17 protein-coding genes are annotated in these 17,198 nt (G+C 38.8%); 9 read left to right on the forward strand and 8 right to left on the reverse strand.

The window, feature by feature from the left end; all coding sequences use genetic code 11:
- Positions 1 to 42: 42 nt before the first annotated feature.
- From manX to pabB, 4 genes are all read right to left on the reverse strand, one after another.
- Positions 43 to 1,005: a PTS mannose transporter subunit IIAB gene (gene manX / locus P3L40_RS10550; RefSeq protein WP_210853087.1), complete on the reverse strand. Its 963-nt coding sequence runs from the start codon at positions 1,003 to 1,005 to the stop codon at positions 43 to 45.
- Between the two features lie 681 nt (positions 1,006 to 1,686).
- A complete protein-coding gene (locus P3L40_RS10555) occupies positions 1,687 to 3,051 on the reverse strand; it encodes an L-serine ammonia-lyase (RefSeq protein ID WP_036957685.1) in 1,365 nt (454 codons plus the stop codon).
- 280 nt (positions 3,052 to 3,331) lie between these two features.
- Positions 3,332 to 3,892, reverse strand: coding sequence for a CoA pyrophosphatase (locus tag P3L40_RS10560; RefSeq protein WP_004253869.1), 561 nt, complete (start codon positions 3,890 to 3,892; stop codon positions 3,332 to 3,334).
- On the reverse strand, positions 3,885 to 5,255 hold the full coding sequence (gene pabB / locus P3L40_RS10565) for an aminodeoxychorismate synthase component 1 (protein ID WP_004253873.1): 1,371 nt from the start codon (positions 5,253 to 5,255) through the stop codon (positions 3,885 to 3,887). The genes P3L40_RS10560 and pabB overlap by 8 nt, the downstream gene beginning before the upstream one ends.
- A 124-nt stretch (positions 5,256 to 5,379) precedes the next feature.
- Here pabB and P3L40_RS10570 point away from each other — a divergent pair, with 124 nt between their 5' ends.
- Both P3L40_RS10570 and yebF read left to right on the forward strand, forming a co-directional pair.
- Entirely contained in the window at positions 5,380 to 5,559 is a 180-nt protein-coding gene (locus P3L40_RS10570; RefSeq protein WP_004253877.1) for a YoaH family protein, read from the forward strand.
- A 180-nt stretch (positions 5,560 to 5,739) separates the two neighbouring features.
- Positions 5,740 to 6,105, forward strand: coding sequence for a protein YebF (gene yebF, locus P3L40_RS10575; RefSeq protein ID WP_004253880.1), 366 nt, complete (start codon positions 5,740 to 5,742; stop codon positions 6,103 to 6,105).
- A gap of 79 nt (positions 6,106 to 6,184) precedes the next feature.
- On the opposite strand, the gene P3L40_RS10580 is transcribed toward yebF, so the two are convergent.
- On the reverse strand, positions 6,185 to 6,415 hold the full coding sequence (locus tag P3L40_RS10580) for a DNA polymerase III subunit theta (RefSeq protein ID WP_004253885.1): 231 nt from the start codon (positions 6,413 to 6,415) through the stop codon (positions 6,185 to 6,187).
- Positions 6,416 to 6,706: 291 nt separating this feature from the next.
- Here P3L40_RS10580 and ftnA point away from each other — a divergent pair, with 291 nt between their 5' ends.
- The 4 genes from ftnA (at position 6,707) to P3L40_RS10600 (ending at position 9,144) form a co-directional block, all read left to right on the forward strand.
- On the forward strand, positions 6,707 to 7,210 hold the full coding sequence (gene ftnA / locus P3L40_RS10585; protein ID WP_004253892.1) for a non-heme ferritin: 504 nt from the start codon (positions 6,707 to 6,709) through the stop codon (positions 7,208 to 7,210).
- 237 nt (positions 7,211 to 7,447) lie between these two features.
- Positions 7,448 to 7,834, forward strand: a complete 387-nt coding sequence (gene copC, locus P3L40_RS10590; protein ID WP_004253895.1) for a copper homeostasis periplasmic binding protein CopC — start codon at positions 7,448 to 7,450, stop codon at positions 7,832 to 7,834.
- Position 7,835: 1 nt separating this feature from the next.
- Entirely contained in the window at positions 7,836 to 8,732 is an 897-nt protein-coding gene (copD, locus tag P3L40_RS10595) for a copper homeostasis membrane protein CopD (protein ID WP_094960505.1), read from the forward strand.
- 64 nt (positions 8,733 to 8,796) lie between these two features.
- Positions 8,797 to 9,144: a YebY family protein gene (locus P3L40_RS10600; RefSeq protein ID WP_004253900.1), complete on the forward strand. Its 348-nt coding sequence runs from the start codon at positions 8,797 to 8,799 to the stop codon at positions 9,142 to 9,144.
- 422 nt (positions 9,145 to 9,566) lie between these two features.
- Here the strand turns inward: P3L40_RS10600 and P3L40_RS10605 are convergent, their stop codons facing one another.
- From P3L40_RS10605 to yebS, 3 genes are all read right to left on the reverse strand, one after another.
- Positions 9,567 to 9,800, reverse strand: a complete 234-nt coding sequence (locus tag P3L40_RS10605; protein ID WP_004253902.1) for a DUF1480 family protein — start codon at positions 9,798 to 9,800, stop codon at positions 9,567 to 9,569.
- 147 nt (positions 9,801 to 9,947) lie between these two features.
- Positions 9,948 to 12,287: a PqiB family protein gene (locus tag P3L40_RS10610; RefSeq protein WP_210853083.1), complete on the reverse strand. Its 2,340-nt coding sequence runs from the start codon at positions 12,285 to 12,287 to the stop codon at positions 9,948 to 9,950.
- Positions 12,262 to 13,488, reverse strand: a complete 1,227-nt coding sequence (gene yebS / locus P3L40_RS10615; protein WP_136135295.1) for a membrane integrity lipid transport subunit YebS — start codon at positions 13,486 to 13,488, stop codon at positions 12,262 to 12,264. The genes P3L40_RS10610 and yebS overlap by 26 nt, the downstream gene beginning before the upstream one ends.
- A 132-nt stretch (positions 13,489 to 13,620) precedes the next feature.
- On the opposite strand from yebS, the gene P3L40_RS10620 reads away from it, so the two are divergent.
- The 3 genes from P3L40_RS10620 (at position 13,621) to prc (ending at position 16,965) form a co-directional block, all read left to right on the forward strand.
- Positions 13,621 to 14,103 (forward strand): GAF domain-containing protein, encoded by a 483-nt coding sequence (locus P3L40_RS10620; RefSeq protein WP_004253911.1) that lies wholly within the window; start codon positions 13,621 to 13,623, stop codon positions 14,101 to 14,103.
- A gap of 110 nt (positions 14,104 to 14,213) precedes the next feature.
- Positions 14,214 to 14,903 carry an RNA chaperone ProQ gene (gene proQ / locus P3L40_RS10625; RefSeq protein ID WP_036957687.1) on the forward strand — a complete coding sequence of 230 codons (690 nt, stop codon included), beginning with the start codon at positions 14,214 to 14,216 and terminating at the stop codon, positions 14,901 to 14,903.
- Positions 14,904 to 14,922: 19 nt separating this feature from the next.
- On the forward strand, positions 14,923 to 16,965 hold the full coding sequence (gene prc / locus P3L40_RS10630; RefSeq protein ID WP_004253916.1) for a carboxy terminal-processing peptidase: 2,043 nt from the start codon (positions 14,923 to 14,925) through the stop codon (positions 16,963 to 16,965).
- The last annotated feature ends 233 nt before the right edge of the window (positions 16,966 to 17,198 follow it).

The raw sequence follows: 17,198 nt of genomic DNA on the forward strand, positions 1-17,198 counted from the left end.
TGAGTAATGGATTAAAATTAATATAAAAAATGGCTATAAAAATTATTTTTTGAGCTTATTAATCAAGTCCATCATATAAACTTTGCTATCTGATGAGACTTTCCTAACTTCAAGTTCAATCTTTTTGTCGTTCAAATAATTAAATGCATCAATGTCTTCTTGGTTGATAGAAACGGCATTTGTGACCATTGTTTTGCCATCATGGTATGCCATTCCACCAATATTAACGGACTTGACGTCAACACCTTCTTCGACGATACGTTTAACATCAGTTGGATTAGTGAAAAGCAACATAACGCGCTCACCAGCGTATTTCGGGTTATTGTAAACGCGAATACATTTAGCAACATCGACAACATGTGCAGTGACACCTGGTGGTGCGACTTGTTTTAACAATGTAGAGCGAACTTGGTCTTTTGCTACGTCATCACTGACCACAATAATGCGCTTAACTTGGGTTTCTTTCGTCCAGCGTGTTGCGACTTGCCCGTGAATTAATCTGTCATCAATACGAGCAAGTGCGATTACCATATGTTCACCGGGGCCGGCTTTCACTGGTGCAGGGGCAGGAGTACTCGAGACTACAGGAGCAGGTTCAGCTTCAACTTCTTTGAATTTAAATGAACGAACACCACCACGACCCGTTTCTAGGGCGACAGTGATAAGTTCATTCATTGATGGGTTATCGTCACGGCACATGAATGTTTCAACTAACATTGGAACATTTACACCCGTGATAATGTCATAATTATCATGTTCATTAACAATGCGACTAGCTGCGTTAAATGGACTGCCTCCCCATGTATCAACAAGGAATAAGACACCCTTTGATGTATCTAAATCAGTTAGCTTTTGGGTGTACTTATCAAATAGGGTATCTGCGTTTTCCCCAGGGATAAAATCAATAAACGACACATTATCTTGTTCGCCTATTAACATTTCGGTTGTTCGAAGAAGCTGCTCTGCAGCGACTCCGTGTGTACCAATCATAATAGCTATACTCACTATTTTTCCCTCATAGATAGATAAAACAAAACATTATCTGTCGATAAAATGGACACTTAAGTTAGACTCCTTTTTATCAGTTTCCCCTGTATGATAATTTTAGCTGAATAATTACAAACGTTTTATAATAGCCATAAACTCATTTATGGCACTGTTAGTATCAATTACATTATTAGCATATCATCTTGCATTATCCTAAAAACTTGTTTCGCGTCAGAAAAATAAGAATACACCTAAAAATTGATATCGAATTGCATTTTTCTGCTATTCATTTTAATTAAATAAAATTAATAATCTGATTATTTTGTTTTTACTGGTTCCTTTTTGTGTTATCGGTAACAAAAAAAGTAAATAAAATAGTGCCATATTGATTTTTAGAATGAAAAGTAATCAATTTTTAGTGGAAATTAGTTATCTCTTATTCAGCTCAAAACAATCTTTAGCACAAAATAGTATGAATTTCGTTTTGATGTGATGTGTTGAGTATAAGAAAACTGAGTTAATTCAATGAAAAAATTATGGGTAATTGATTAGGTGAATTGGAGCGTTTAGGAAGAGAAAGGTGACTAAAAAATAAAGAAAACTTTTTAATGCAGATTAAAAAAGCACCCTCAAAATACTGTTCAAAGACATAACAGAATAGGAAAGGGTGCTTAAGGCTTAAATTAATTGAGAATAAAATTAGTCACATTGTACTTTGATGGCTAGCCCGCCTCGGGATGTCTCACGATATTTCGCATTCATGTCTTTCCCGGTTTCGTACATAGTTTCAATGACTTTATCAAGTGAAACCCGTGGCTCACTTGTTCTGCGTAGGGCCATACGTGTGGCATTCACCGCTTTAACAGATGCGATTGCATTACGCTCAATACAAGGAACTTGCACTTGACCAGCAACCGGGTCACAAGTTAGACCTAAATTGTGTTCCATGCCGATTTCAGCAGCGATACAAACTTGCTCAGGGCTACCGCCAAATAATTCGGCCAGACCAGCTGCAGCCATAGAGCATGCCACACCGACCTCCCCTTGGCAGCCAACTTCAGCTCCTGAAATGGAAGCATTCATTTTGTATAAAATACCAATGGCGCCTGAAGCTAAGAAATAACGCATATACAGCTCTGGCGTTACCGGTTCTATGCAATGATTATAATACGCTAAAACGGCAGGTACGATACCACACGCACCGTTAGTCGGTGCTGTTACAACACGGCCGCCTGCTGCATTTTCCTCATTCACTGCTAAGGCATACATATTGATCAGGTCAACCACATTCATCGGGTCATTAGATAGCTTACTTGATGAAGTGACCATTCGATTTAGTGCCGGTGCACGGCGAGGAACACGCAATGGGCCCGGCAATACACCTTCGGTGCTTAGACCACGCTCAATACAGGCTTGCATTGTCTGCCATACATCAGCGAAATAGGCTTCGATCTCTTCTTTAGAATGAAGATCTAACTCATTTTTCATCATTAAGCTAGAAATCGAAAGGCCTGATTTTTTACAATTTAGTAGTAGCTCTTCCGCAGAGTTAAACGGATAAGAGACCGGTTTGCTATCAAGAGTAGATTCGCCAAAATGCTCTGCATCGACAATGAAACCACCACCAATGGAATAATAAGTTTTGGTGTAAATTTCTTCATTACCTGCAAAAGCATGAATTGTCATGCCATTTTCATGCAATGGCAGGTTGTCTTGACGAAAATTCATGCCACCTTCATTAGGGAAGTCAACGACCTGAAGACCATTCGCTAATGATAACTTTTCTGTTTCTTCTACATTTTTGATAAAAGTTGGGATGGATTCAATGTCGACAGTGGCAGGTAAGTTACCTGCTAGCCCCATAATAATGGCGATATCAGTATGGTGCCCTTTTCCAGTAAGCGATAATGACCCATAAACATCCACAGAAATACGAGTGACGTTAGGTAATAAATTTTTGCTTACTAAATCATCGACAAATTCTTTCCCAGCTTTCATTGGACCAACGGTATGAGAGCTTGAAGGGCCTATGCCCACTTTAAACATGTCGAAAACGCTTATCACGCAGGACTCCTTAAAAAAAAGATGAAAATGTAGTGCATTATTTTAAAAGGCGCTACTTTACTGTTATTTAGTAGTGTTAACCAGTAAGTTTAAAGTATTTTTTGAAATAAGGTAGTTGCTGAAGGGTAATTGATTGTAAATAGCACAAAATGTCTGTGATGTGGCTAAAAAAGCGACAGGTGGTAGAGGTATATTTTGTCATATATGACGTGATATTTTGTCATCTTAAATAGATTTTACTGCAATAGTAACATTGTATGGTGAAAAGTTGTGTTAAGCGTTAATCCAATTGCAAAGCAAGTTGGTGAATAATTGAAGCGGTTAACCCCCAAACTAAATGCCCCTTATACCAATAAAAAAAGATGCGGTTATGCCGCCCTGAACGGTTAATATCGACATATTTATGGCGTTGTAATGAAAGGGCATCAAATAAGGGAACTTCAAAGATAGCAGCGACTTCACTAGGGTTGGCTTGGTATTGAATGTTATTTGGTACCAAACCAACGATTGGCGTAACTTCATAGCCACCATAACTTTGCAAGGGGCTTAACTGACCCAGTACCGTGACTTTTTCAGGAGGGATGGCCACTTCTTCATATGCTTCACGCAGTGCGGTATTCACAAGCGTACCATCCTCCGGGTCACTTGCCCCTCCTGGAAATGCGACCTGACCTGCATGGGAGCGTAAAAAAGGAGAGCGTTGTGTGAGAAGTAATGTCGGATTGGGTTTATTGATAATGGGCAAAAGAACGGCTGCCGATTTACCCGCCTTAGGTCCAGACTGGCGGGTAGCCGGCAAAGTAAACTGAAAACGATTGATAAAGTTATTCAGTTCAGTCATCGTTATTGAGCGCTCCTAATAAAGGTAAAATCAGGCTTAATTTATCAAAGGTTTCTTGGTACTCTTTGTCTGCTTGGCTATCTGCAACGATACCACCGCCAGCCCAACAATAAACCTGCTTTTTATATGTCAGTAAAGTACGAATAGTAATATTGCTGTCCATATTACCATTGAAACTAATATAGCCGATTGCTCCACAATAGCCATGTCGGCGATGGGGCTCTAATTCTTCAATTATCTCCATTGCACGCACTTTTGGTGCGCCGGTTATTGAACCCCCAGGAAAACACGCTCGTAATAAATCAGTTGCACGGTATTGGCTATCTAACTTTGCCGTGACGGTACTAACCAGATGATGTACTGCCGGGAAAGCTTCAACAGCAAATAATTCAGGAACACTGACCGTGCCCGGTTTGGCAACACGACCAATATCATTGCGTAGCAAGTCAACAATCATCAAGTTTTCTGCGCGGTCTTTGACTGAATTAGCCAGTTTTTCAGCTTGTGCAAGATCATCTTGTTCATTATCTAGGCGCGGAAGCGTTCCTTTTATTGGGCGGGTTTGAATATCCCCATCTTGCAGAAAGATAAAACGTTCCGGTGAAATACTGATAACCGCATTTTCGGGGAGACGTATAAATGAAGAGAAGGGAGCTCCATTGCGCTCAAGTAGCGCTAAAAACGCATTCCATTCATCTCCTTTATACTTAGCTTTAAATCTTTGTGCTAAATTAATTTGATAACAATCACCATTACGTAAATATTCATGGATGCGCGCAATATTATGATGATATGTCTCTTCAGACATATTAGATTGCCATGCCGAGGTTAATTGGAATTTGTTTTTACGGCCCTTTTTTTGACTATGTAGCCAAGCTAACCGAGCATCAACATCATCATAACTAATTAATGTAGTTGTTTTATTATGGTGATCAACGATAAGCGCCCACAAGTAGATGCCAACCGCCATGTCTGGAAATTGTAGTTCTGTGGTTGAAATTTCAGGTAATTTTTCAATGCGCCGGCCTAAATCATAACTCCAAAGGCCGAGGGCACCGCCGTTGAAGGGACATTCGGTCTCTTCCTGGTATTTCGGTTGGTATTTATCAAGCAACCCTTGAAGAAGTTCAAAAGGATCTGATTCAGAAACGATAGGGGCCTGATTTTGCTCTGAGATAGTTGTTTCAAGCTGATAAGTCGTCAGTGTGGCAATAGGGTCAGCAACGATAATATCAAAGCGATTATGTGAGTGTTTTGCATTACCTGAATGCAGTAACATCGCCCATGGCTGGTGTGCCAGTGGAGTAAAATAATCAATGGCAGTGTTTGGGCTATAAGGTAATTGGATTTTTTTGATAACCATAATGATGAGTCTAAATTTCCGCAAGTGAATCAATACAGATTAACATATATTCTTATCTTAATAATCGAAGAGATGTTAAAATGTTAACTATTGATTTTAGTCTTTTATTCATGAGGTTTAAACCATGTTTTCTGGTATGCCAGCACTTAATCACCAAGAACAGCAAGAAGCAGTTGAAAAAATTCATCAATTGATGGCGGAAGGTATGAGTAGTGGTGAGGCAATTGCATTAGTTGCTCAAGAAATTAGGGAAAAGCACCAAGGTAAAGAGCAAATCCATGTTCGTTTTGATGATGAAAATTAATAATCTGTAAACATACTATTAACATCCATGCATAAACCTGATAGATTAATATTAGTTAAGTCATTCTATTTATCAATGAAGACTAGATAATAACCAGAAGATAACTGGTATCTGATAGGCTGAAATATGCCGCTAAACTAATCAAAAATCTTTACCTAGTAATAGGTATCGGAGGATGGTATGGAAGCGAATCAAAAAATTGCTGTAGTTTTAGGTACTTGTGCGCTGGTTTTTAGCTCTTTTGCGTTAAGCGCAAATAATGAAGAAGGTAAAGCAGCGCCTTTCGTCAGTTGTGGTACGTTAACTGAGCCACAAATTGCAGCACAAGTGAAAAGCGATTTTATGCATAATCGTTTACCTCGCTGGACAGATGAAAAAGCGGCTTTAGGCAAGAAAGCGGTTGCATGGGTCAATGATAGTGAAGTCACTAAAACCGAAACAGGCTACAGGGTACCGTTAGTTGTTCGTGGTGCAAAATCTGACTTACATTATTCAGTCGCGGTAGACTGCCAAAATAATACAGTGACATATAATACGGCGAAATAAATTTTTTAATCTTGAGAATCAAGGGGTAACCATTAAGGTTATCCCTTTTTTGTATCATTTCTTTTGTGCCTTCGTGAGACTAGCGATTTCGTGGTTCATAAGGCATACGTGCAAAGTTTTGCGACAGTTGTCGGTAGTAGACTAATCGCTCCCTGAAATACTCCCTTAAGTGCTCGGGTTGTTCTCGCTCAACAGCTTCAGCAATGATGGCAATGTTATAGCGTTCTTTAAATGCAACACCGGAAGCTAAAAGGTCGACATTGACCTTATCCATTTCATCTTTAGGCAATAAAGCAAGATTATGGCTCATATTTGATCTCTACTGTTAAATTCATACGCCATTATTGTAACTGGATAATGAGAAAAAATCTCAATACCTTAATTGGAATAATGAAAAACAATAGTTAAATTTCTCTATTTATATATTAGTAATTAAGGGAAAAAGCAGGGAAAGATAATGAGATTGATTATTATTGTTTTTAACAAAAGTTATTAATTATCAGTAAATTGGATTTTTTTGTTTTAAGATTGTTTTAGGGTTTTAATTGTTTTAATACTGTGCATAATATACTCATGAATAATTAATCGATAAGGCATAAATATGTTAACTACAGATATGGTCAAAAAATTAAACGAACAATTAAACCTTGAATTTTATTCTGCAAATCTTTATTTGCAAATGAGCGCTTGGTGTAGTGACAAAGGCTATGAAGGTGCTGCAGCGTTCTTAAAAGCACACTCACAAGAAGAAATGGAACATATGCAGCGTTTATTTGATTACCTTAGTGACACTGGGGCATTACCCCTGTTAGGGCAAATTGCAGCGCCACCAGTTGATTTCAAATCAATTAGCGATGTATTTCATCAAACTTATGAACATGAGCAATTAATTACTCGTGAAATTAATAAATTGGCTCATTTAGCAATGACAACACAAGATTATTCTACATTTAATTTCTTACAATGGTATGTTGCAGAGCAACACGAAGAAGAGAAATTATTTAAATCAGTACTGGATAAACTGGATATGGTGGGTGAGTCTGGTAAGGCACTATTCTTGTTAGATAAAGATTTGAAAAACATGTCAGCGGCAACACATGTTTAATCTACACGCCAGTGAGTAGATAGAAATATCGTTTTATCTCCATGTAAAACATAAAGACCTCTCTAGGCTTATGGGCATGAATCCTGCAATTCAATGTTCATAAGTCTTTTTCTTTTCATTTTGTGTGAAAACTCACAGGATAGGCCGATAAAACCCATTTTTAAGCGGTAAAATGGTTTGTTTTCCGTATAATGATTGGTAATTATTCTAAATTCACCTGCAAATTAAGAGGTTACTATGCCAATTAACCCTATTAAATCTTCATGGCGCAAACTTAGCGCAGTCGCAGTTCTTTTTTTAGGTATGTCGTTCCAACAGGCATTTGCACATGCGCACTTAAAAGACCAACTTCCTGCTGAAGGTACGGCAGTAGAACAAGCCCCTGAGTCTATCTCATTAAGCTTTTCTGAAGGCATTGAAGTTAATTTCACTAAGGTCAGTATTATCGGTCCTGAAAATAAAATAGTGAAAACCGGTAAAGCAACGTTAGACCCAAGTAACGATACAAAAGTGATTGTCCCTGTGGAAGACAAGCTCGCTGCTGGGAAATATGACGTTAATTGGAGCGTCGTTTCTGTCGATGGACACAAAACAAAAGGAACGTATAGCTTTACAGTGAAATAATATGTCACTAGAAGCTTTTTATACCCTTATTCGCTTTATTCATTTTATCGCTGCAATATTGATGTGTGGAATGTCAATATTTGCAGTGGTACTTAGTCGTGAGCCATTTAATTATTTGCTCAGCCGCTATTTGAATAAAGGTATTTTCTTCTGTGCCATCGTTACCGTGTTAACAACTTTTGGTTGGATGCTTGCACAAGCAGGCCTGATGGGAGATGGTTGGCAAGATAGTATCGATTTGGATATATGGCAAGGGGTTTTAGGGACGTCATTCGGTCAAGTATGGCGTTGGGAACTTTTGTCATCTGTATTATTGTTATTGGTTTTATTTGTAAAACCAATCCAATTGCGATTGAAACTCATATTGGTTTTTTCAGTGATCCTACTTGGTTTGCATGCTTTTATTGGGCACGCGGCTATGCATGATGGCTTACTCGGAACCCTCCACCGCATCAATCAATTCATTCATCTTATTAGTTCAGCCTATTGGTTTGGCGGTTTGTGGCCATTTTTAATTTGCATTCAATTTTTACGCAATAAAAAAGAAATGGTCGAAGGGATGGATAAACACATTGTGAATACCATGATGCGTTTTTCGCGTTATGGTCACATCGCTGTTGCACTGGTTATTATTACTGGAGTCATTAGTGCAATAACGCTCTTACCTGGCTGGCCATTAAACTATTCAGGGTCAGAATACCAATCACTACTTTGGTTTAAGATCATTTTAGTGGGGGGAATGCTTCTATTGGCTATTATCAATCGCTATTACATCGTACCTATTATTAAACAAAAAGGGCGGGTCAACACCCTAATTATTAACAGTTGGGTTGAGTTACTGTTAGGGACTATGGCTATCCTTTCGGTGGCGATTTTTGCAAGCTACCAGCCAATCTAGCTAAACTTTTATATTTAATTGATAATAACGCAAAGATATCTTCAATGTTTGATAAGGCACTACCATGAAATTTAAACTCATTATTTGCACACTGTTATTGGCTGGTACCGTAAGTACCGCTTTTTCTGCACCGTTAACATCCGTGAGTAAGAAACAATTTGGAGATGATTGGCCATTTACTCGTGAGGAGGTCATGTTAGAGTGCCGTCATAATGGGGCTTTGGTCGTTATTAACCCTGCGACATTAATGCAATATCCATTAAATGATATTGCAACTGAATTGATGAATAAAAAAGAAATTAAAGCACAGCCTATTGATGTGCTGCTTAAGCCTATCGATAGCACCAAGACAGTTGTGGAAAGAATATTACCTATAAAAGAAGCCGCTGAAAAGTTGTGTGTTAGCAACTAAGCTGATAACAAAGTAAAACCATTAGAGCATAAAGGAAGTGGTGAATTAATAAATTATCATTGTTATTCAATTAGTTGATTGATTGAAAGGTTTGAATGATTAGGTGAATAGGTTTAACCTATTAAACAAATAGTTCAATATTATAAAATCAAGAAATAAATTGTGTTAATAATATGTGAAAATATTGATAATAAACATGGTAAGAACGTGCATTGAAAGCTAGTATTAGAGTGTACTTTGTTACGTCTCAATGGCAATTTTAGCGCACGGCTCTGCCAGAGCCATTTCCCAAGGCCCGGTAATCGGAATCTACCAGGCCTCTTTTTTTGCCTATTATTTTGTTAGCTCTCATTTCATATCAGCTTCTCAGTTCCTACCTACTTATATGCTTAGTCAATAGCCTAAGTGTACTAACAAAATTCTTAAGCAAGTTTCATCACCCAATGGTGATTTTCTTTATCATAACGATCACGATAGAGCAGGACTGGTTTTTCATCTAAAGTTGCAGGAATACTTGTATGCTCGTCCCAGCCATCAAGCTGCATGCAAAAATCGGTATCAGAATCACATGGAATACTCACTGTGTCGCTTTTATGGGAAGCCATAACTGCATCATTAATTTCATAGGAAGATATTTTCAATTTTACAATACACATAACTGCACCTCATTCATTGATTTTAACTATGTATAAACAGCCCAATGAAATTAAGCATAGTATAAATGGAATTAATTTCCAAAATAATTTTTATGACGTATGAAGGGTTAGGGTGCTATATGTGGTTAATATGCACCCTAATAGTGGTTATTTTTTAGGAATAGAAGTTCCCCAGTCCATGTAATCTTTAGGGGGTTCCAACTTCAGGATGAAATGCTGTTCAGGCTTGGCTTTTGGGGCTAAAGGCACTGACGGCGGGGTTGCGAAGGAAATGCCACCGCGTACAAATTGTTTGAAAGTCCCACTCTTGGCGACACCACCAGTTAAACCAAATGAGAAATTAAAACCGGAAGATTGCCAAAATTCTGTATTATTGCGAATGAGATATTGGTATTCCTTGCCAATGCGTGTGGCAACATATACGCGATCGGAAAGCTCTCCCAAATATAGACCTGTAACAACACCGACTTCTAGGCCTCTGAATAAAATAGGCGTGCCAACTTGAACGGAGCCGACATCACTCGCATCAAGGTAAATAGTTAAACCGTCTAGATAACGCGAGTCTGTAATATTTGCAGCTTGTAATTCAAATTGATAACGGCTTTTATTATTACGTCCTGGCTCAGCACTAATATAGGGTTGTAATATGCTATCTAAATTATTTAAACCCGCAGGGGATAATTCAGGTGTTACAACTGCGAAACGGCTTCCTAACCGGGTAAAAGCACTGACATATTCAGGGTATAGAATGGCTTTTGCTTGTACTTCACGTTTATCAGATGACAATTTTAATGATTCAATTTGGCCAATATTGATGCCCAAATAACGGATAGGCATGCCTTCTGAGAGTTTTGATGCATCAAATGTTGTTAATGTAATGATGCTTCCTATCGCTTTAGCTGAGGTTTCATTTGGATAAAGTGTGTGTTGGCGAGCGGTATTGGCAACACCTCCATCCAGGTTATCAAAGCTAATTGCACCGCTAATGGCTCGGCTCAGCGGTGCCGCTTGAACGGTTAAACCATTACCATTAAGTTGAACTTTTGCACCACCTTCAGCCCAAAATACACTGTTTTCAGTGAGTAAGTGAAGATATTCATTTGAGATATTTACATTGATCGCAAACCCAGCCTTGGTCGGTTTAATGGCAATTATTTTGCCGACTGCAAATTGGCGATAAAGAACAACAGAGCCTGCCTGAATGTCTGGTAATGTTGTGGTATTGAGAGTGATAGTTGTGGGTGGTAAAGCCCCTAAAATACCCGCTTTTGCATTATCATCACTACGATATAAAGGAAAAGTTTCTGGGAGTTTTTCTTGGCTTTGTCCTGCCATCAGATGAATACCACCATCTAACCACTCTTGGGGAGTAGCTCCTTGGAATTGTAATCCATTAAGACCTAATTGGATATCCACTCGGCTATTAGCAACAAACTTGCTGTCTTCTCGAACAAGATGTTGGAACTCATCATATATCAGGATATTAAAATTTACTTTCTCAGTTGCTAAGTGACGCTGTAACACCTCACCAATTTGAATGCCCTTATAAACAATAGGTTGGCCTTTATCGACGCCATAAGTGTCATGTGCCCAAAGTGTTAGCAACAGGGGGTCTTTACCATCTTGTTCTGCGGTTTGGGCTATTTTTTTACTGTCTTGTAGGACAAATTTTTGCCCTTCTTCTGCTTGTGGGCTGTCTTGTGGTGAATCAAAAGCAATGGCGCCATTTATAACAGCAGAAAGGCTTTCCATTTTTACGCTAGCGCCAGATTTAAGGTCAAAGCTGCCTTGTAGCCCTGACACATTCCAAAACTGGCTCTCTTTACGGACCAAGTGAACATAAGGTTTTTTGACAACGGCAGAAATGGAAACCCCTTGGTTATCAGGCAAAATGGTGTAGTCTGAAATATAACCAACAGGGACTTTCCGGTAATAAATAGGCGAGTTTTCATTCAGTGAGCCTAAATCTGGAGCAGTCAGGTGAATAAGTAATTCACCTTTATCAATGTCTAGCTGCGGTGGTGTGTCTTGTGCAACAAAAGAGAACTGTTCTGTGCCTGTGCTTGGTAACATACCAATGTAATTTCCACCAACTAAAGCATCAAGACCAGAAACACCCGCTAACGATGCTTTGGGGGTCACTAACCAAAATTTAGTCCCTGAATTTAAGGCTGGCCGCATATCTTTATTCACACTAGCAGTGACAATGATGGTTTTCATATTTTTACTGATAGCAACGGATTGTACTAAACCTACTTCAACCCCTTGATACCGGATAGGCGTTCTATTGGCGACGACTCCAGGTGCGGATGTAAACTCAATAGTGATATCCGTTCCTCGTTCAGCCCAATGTTGAAACAAAAGCCAGCCTGCGATGAAAATAGCGACTAAAGGCAATAGCCAGAAAGGCGAAATTTGCCTGCGTTTGCGTAATATGGCTTCTGATATTTCTTCAGAGGGTTCATTTTGCAGGTTTTGATTTTCCATAAGAATCCCAAATTAAACGGCTATCTAACCACTCAACAGCCAAAATTGTTAAAATAACGGCTGAACCAAAATACAGTGCGGCTGGCCCCATAGTAAAAGACATGAGTTGATCACGGTTAACGAGTGTCATCATCAAGGCGATGACAAATAAATCTAGCATTGACCAACGACCAATCCACGAAACAAACCTAAGTAATTTCATACGTAAAATAGGGTCAGTATTGCTTTTTAAATGGATAGAAAACAGTAGCAATATCATAATAATAATCTTAATAAATGGAACCAGTATACTGGCGATGAATACAATAACTGCGATTGGCCAGTTACCTGAATCAATTAAAGAGACAACCCCAGAATAAATGGTGTCTTCTAAGCGCTGTCCATTGAGATAAAAAATAGAGATTGGCATTAAATTAGCAGGAAACAATAACACCATGGCAGCAATTAGTGCGGCCCAAGTTTTTTGTAAGCTATAAGGTTCCCGATAATGAAGAGGGCGATGACATCGTTTGCATTTCCCATTCCAATTTGCGGGCCCAGTGTAATGGCAAGCCGTGCAAGTTAGCGAGTTATCTTGTACTTTTTTATTATTGATGGGATAAAATTTTTGCCATAACTCATCTAGGTTTATGTGGATGAGAATTAATAAACTGAGAATAGACATAGTAATAAAAGCCACTAAGCCATGCCCAATGAACACACTTGCGTAATCTTGCATTTTAATGGCGGCAATACCCAATGCTATTAGGTAAACATCTAACATAACCCATTCTTTGATGTGGCTTAACACTAAAAGAATAGGCCGGAGATTCAAATTGATATGCTGACCAATAGATAACAATAAAATTAAAATTGGTAATAATAAGGGGGCTGCAATAGCACAAAAAGCCACTATACTGGCAGTAAATGGATCCCCTTGTTGATTAATTAAGCGTATACCTTCAATGACATTTGCATTAATTTGGCTTCCTAATAAATGAATAGAAATAAGGGGTTGCCAAAAAGCAATGGGAGCAAGCATCAGTAATGTGATAGCCAGTATTGATAAACGGTTGAGTGACCAAGAACGTCCATCATTAAGTTGACTAAAACAGCGAGGGCAAACAACGACTTGTCGTACGTTGGCTCGTGGGGTTAGTAGCTTCTGATTGCAATGATTACAACGTTGAAAAAGCAAATCAGTGTGGTTAATGTAGTTCATATTGACTCATTTTAGGTGGTTACCTAGATGTAATCTAGTGTAAAAAAATTTACCTCAAAGTGACAAATTGGTAACCTTAGGGCTACGCTTACAAACATTCGATTAATTGCTTGATTATTACAAGAAATAATTATGGATAAAAAGAAGTATTATCTTGAACTTTCGGACAATCTCTCTGCATTACTTGCAGGTGAGTATGATTTAATTGCAACTTTAGCAAATACCAGTGCATTATTATATGAATATTTAGAAGGGGTTAACTGGGCTGGTTTTTATCTCAGTAATGGGCAAGAATTAGTTCTGGGTCCTTTCCAAGGTAAAGTTGCGTGTGTTCGAATTCCTTTTGGTAAAGGCGTTTGTGGTACAGCTTTTAGTAATAACCAAGTTCAGCGTATAGAAGATGTTCATGCCTTCCCAGGTCATATTGCCTGTGATGCAGCAAGTAACGCTGAAATTGTGTTCCCTTTGGTAGTTAGTGGGCAAATTATCGGGGTTTTAGATATTGATAGCCCAAATATTAGCCAATTCGACCAAGAAGACGAAAAAGGGCTACAACACCTTGTAAACCAGTTGTGCCAACATCTGGCAATGTGTTCTATGCCTAAATATCACTAAATAATGGTCAGTTAAATTAATAGTAACGTGGCAATTGTCAGCAACACGATTATAATGTCGGCTTGTTCATGCCCGTGAGGTTGGCAAAATCGTTGTTATCAGGAAATTTCATGGAAAATCAACCTAAGTTGAATAGTAGTAAAGAAGTTATCGCATTTCTAGCAGAGCGTTTTCCTCGCTGTTTTATCGCTGAAGGCGAAGCACGTCCGTTAAAAGTCGGAATTTTTCAAGATATCGTAGGATGCTTAAAAGAAGAAGATGGTATTAGCAAAACGCAATTGCGTTCTGCGTTACGCATGTATACTTCTAGCTGGCGTTATCTCTACGGTGTTAAAGAGGGCGCTAAACGCGTTGACTTAAATGGTGAAGATTGTGGTGAATTAGATGCAGAACATATTGCTCATGCACGCCAACAATTAGCCGAGGCTAAAGCTCGCGTTCAAGCACAACGTGCTGAACAAAAAGCACAAAAACGTCCAGCAGCGAAAAAAGCGAGTGAGAAAACCCCTCGTAATCAAGATGCAGCTAAAGAAAAAACGCCTCGTCGCCGTCCGTCAGATAATAAAGAACGCTCGCAAAATACATCTGCTAAAGCCCCTCGTCGTAATACACCTGCGCCAGAGCAAAATCTGAAATCAGTCACTGATATCAATACCCTTCAAATTGGTCAAACTTTGAAAGTGAAAGTCGGTACCAGTGTGATGGACGCCTCTGTGCTGGAAATTGCGAAAGATGGTGTTAGGGTTCAATTGCCAACAGGGCTGGCAATGATTGTACGCGCGGAACATTTAAAGTTCTGATACGGAGGTCAATCAGGTCATGAACAAACTTCTTAAAATTGCATTGGTGGTAAGTCTAGCGACTTTTGGCAGTGCAATAGCTAATACTCAAGCAGTGGCTCCGGTCACTGCGGCTCAGTTACCTGTCTTAAAACAGAGTGCACAGCACGGTACTGTGAGTGAAAGGGTCACCTCTCGGTTTACTCGCTCACATTATCGCCAATTCGATTTAGACAACGCGTTTTCTGGGAAGATATTTGATCGTTATCTCAATATGTTAGATTTCGGTCATAATGTTTTACTTCAATCCGATATTGACCAATACGCCAAAGATAAAGGCAAAGTGGGTCAGTGGCTTGAGGATGGCAAATTAGATACGTTCTATGACCTGTATAACCTGTCTCAGGAAAGACGTTTCGAGCGCTTTAAATATGCATTGGCTCGTTTAGAGCAACCCATCGATTTAAATGCGACTGATTCTATTGAAGTTGACCGTTCAAAATCACCATGGCCTAAAGATAAGCAAGAGCTTGATCGTCTATGGGACCAAAAAGTGCGTTATGATTGGTTGAATTTAAAACTATCAGGTAAAGATGATAAAGAAATCAAAGAGAAACTGACAAAACGCTATAATTTTGCGTTGCGGCGTTTAACGCAAGCGCAAAGTGAAGACGTTTTTCAATTGATAGTTAACTCTTTCGCTCGTGAAATCGATCCACACACAAGTTATCTGTCGCCTCGTAATACTGAACAATTTAATTCAGAAATGAGCTTATCATTAGAAGGAATTGGTGCGGTATTACAGCAAGATGACGAAAATACGGTTATTAACTCATTAGTTGCTGGGGGGCCAGCTGCTAAAAGTAAAGAGCTAAAAGTCGGCGATAAAATTATCGGTGTTGGCCAAACGGGTAAACCTATTGTTGATGTGGTTGGCTGGCGCCTTGATGATGTGGTTGCTTTAATTAAAGGCCCGAAAGGAAGTAAAGTTCGGTTAGAAGTCGTTTCTGATACTAAAGGGGCGAAACCTCATATTGTCACCATAGTTCGGGAGCAGATCCGACTGGAAGACCGAGCGGTCAAACTGACGATTAAACAGCAAGGTAAAGATAAAGTTGCTGTTTTAGATATTCCTGGTTTTTATGTTGGTTTAACCAATGATGTTAAAACTCAATTGCAAAACTTGGCTAAAGATAATGTTTCCGCATTGGTTATTGATTTACGCGGTAATGGTGGTGGAGCATTAACCGAAGCGGTTTCTTTATCAGGTTTGTTTATTCCGAAAGGGCCAATTGTTCAAGTTCGTGATAACAACGGTCAAGTTCGCCAAGATATTGATGATGACGATGTTATTTATTATAAGGGGCCTCTTGTTGTTTTAGTCGACCGCTTTAGTGCATCCGCATCTGAGATTTTTGCTGCAGCAATGCAAGATTATGGCAGAGCGATGATTGTTGGGGAACCGACCTTTGGTAAAGGAACTGTTCAGCAGCACCGTAGTTTGAGCCGTGTTTACGATCAAATGCTAAAACCAGAATGGCCTTCATTAGGTTCTGTCCAATATACCATTCAGAAGTTTTACCGAGTTAATGGTGGTAGCACACAACGTGAAGGTGTAACCCCTGATGTGATAATGCCTACAGGCCAAGACCCAGCTGAAACTGGAGAAAGCTTTGAGGACAATGCATTACCATGGGATAGTATTCCACCGGCAAAATATACACCTGTTGGTAATGTGTCTTCTGATTTATCACCAATAAAAACTCAGCATTTGGCACGTATTAGCAAAGACCCTGAATTCAACTATATTGATGAAGATATTGCTCGCTATAAAGTAAACAAAGAGAGTAAGAATCTTATTTCGCTCAACTATGCAGAGCGCCAAAAAGAAGATTCAGAACTTGAAGCGACAAAATTGAAACGTATAAATGAACGTAATACTCGGGAAGGTAAACCACTATTGAAATCAATTGATGATTTGCCTAAAGATTACGAAGGGCCAGACCCATACCTCGATGAAACGGTGAAAATGGCGATCGACTTAGCTAATCAACATACTAAGCTATTATCAAATAATAAATAATATTCTCTTAGTGTTTAACGGAATTAAGCCAGCGAAAGCTGGCTTAATTTTTTGAGTTTCTTTAACGCTATCTTAATCCGCTTAGAAAATAGAAAATCAAATGTTAATTTATTGTTAATTTTGGTGTTTTTAGTCAGTAGCTATTAAATTAGTGCAGTTTTATTCTTTATTTATTTTATTTTCCAAAACGACTGACTGAAATTGATGATTAATTATAGGTTTCTTTACCTTTA

The organism is Providencia sp. PROV040 (assembly GCF_032706145.1).
Lineage (GTDB): Bacteria > Pseudomonadota > Gammaproteobacteria > Enterobacterales > Enterobacteriaceae > Providencia > Providencia hangzhouensis.

Bases quoted from the DNA above. Each gene is read 5' to 3' on its own strand.
- P3L40_RS10560 (WP_004253869.1), bottom strand. From the start codon at position 3,892: ATGACTGAACTGAATAACTTTATCAATCGTTTTCAGTTTACTTTGCCG.
- pabB (WP_004253873.1), bottom strand. From the start codon at position 5,255: ATGGTTATCAAAAAAATCCAATTACCTTATAGCCCAAACACTGCCATT.
- P3L40_RS10570 (WP_004253877.1), top strand. From the start codon at position 5,380: ATGTTTTCTGGTATGCCAGCACTTAATCACCAAGAACAGCAAGAAGCA.
- yebF (WP_004253880.1), top strand. From the start codon at position 5,740: ATGGAAGCGAATCAAAAAATTGCTGTAGTTTTAGGTACTTGTGCGCTG.
- P3L40_RS10580 (WP_004253885.1), bottom strand. From the start codon at position 6,415: ATGAGCCATAATCTTGCTTTATTGCCTAAAGATGAAATGGATAAGGTC.
- ftnA (WP_004253892.1), top strand. From the start codon at position 6,707: ATGTTAACTACAGATATGGTCAAAAAATTAAACGAACAATTAAACCTT.
- copC (WP_004253895.1), top strand. From the start codon at position 7,448: ATGCCAATTAACCCTATTAAATCTTCATGGCGCAAACTTAGCGCAGTC.
- copD (WP_094960505.1), top strand. From the start codon at position 7,836: ATGTCACTAGAAGCTTTTTATACCCTTATTCGCTTTATTCATTTTATC.
- P3L40_RS10600 (WP_004253900.1), top strand. From the start codon at position 8,797: ATGAAATTTAAACTCATTATTTGCACACTGTTATTGGCTGGTACCGTA.
- P3L40_RS10605 (WP_004253902.1), bottom strand. From the start codon at position 9,800: ATGTGTATTGTAAAATTGAAAATATCTTCCTATGAAATTAATGATGCA.
- P3L40_RS10610 (WP_210853083.1), bottom strand. From the start codon at position 12,287: ATGGAAAATCAAAACCTGCAAAATGAACCCTCTGAAGAAATATCAGAA.
- yebS (WP_136135295.1), bottom strand. From the start codon at position 13,488: ATGAACTACATTAACCACACTGATTTGCTTTTTCAACGTTGTAATCAT.
- P3L40_RS10620 (WP_004253911.1), top strand. From the start codon at position 13,621: ATGGATAAAAAGAAGTATTATCTTGAACTTTCGGACAATCTCTCTGCA.
- proQ (WP_036957687.1), top strand. From the start codon at position 14,214: ATGGAAAATCAACCTAAGTTGAATAGTAGTAAAGAAGTTATCGCATTT.
- prc (WP_004253916.1), top strand. From the start codon at position 14,923: ATGAACAAACTTCTTAAAATTGCATTGGTGGTAAGTCTAGCGACTTTT.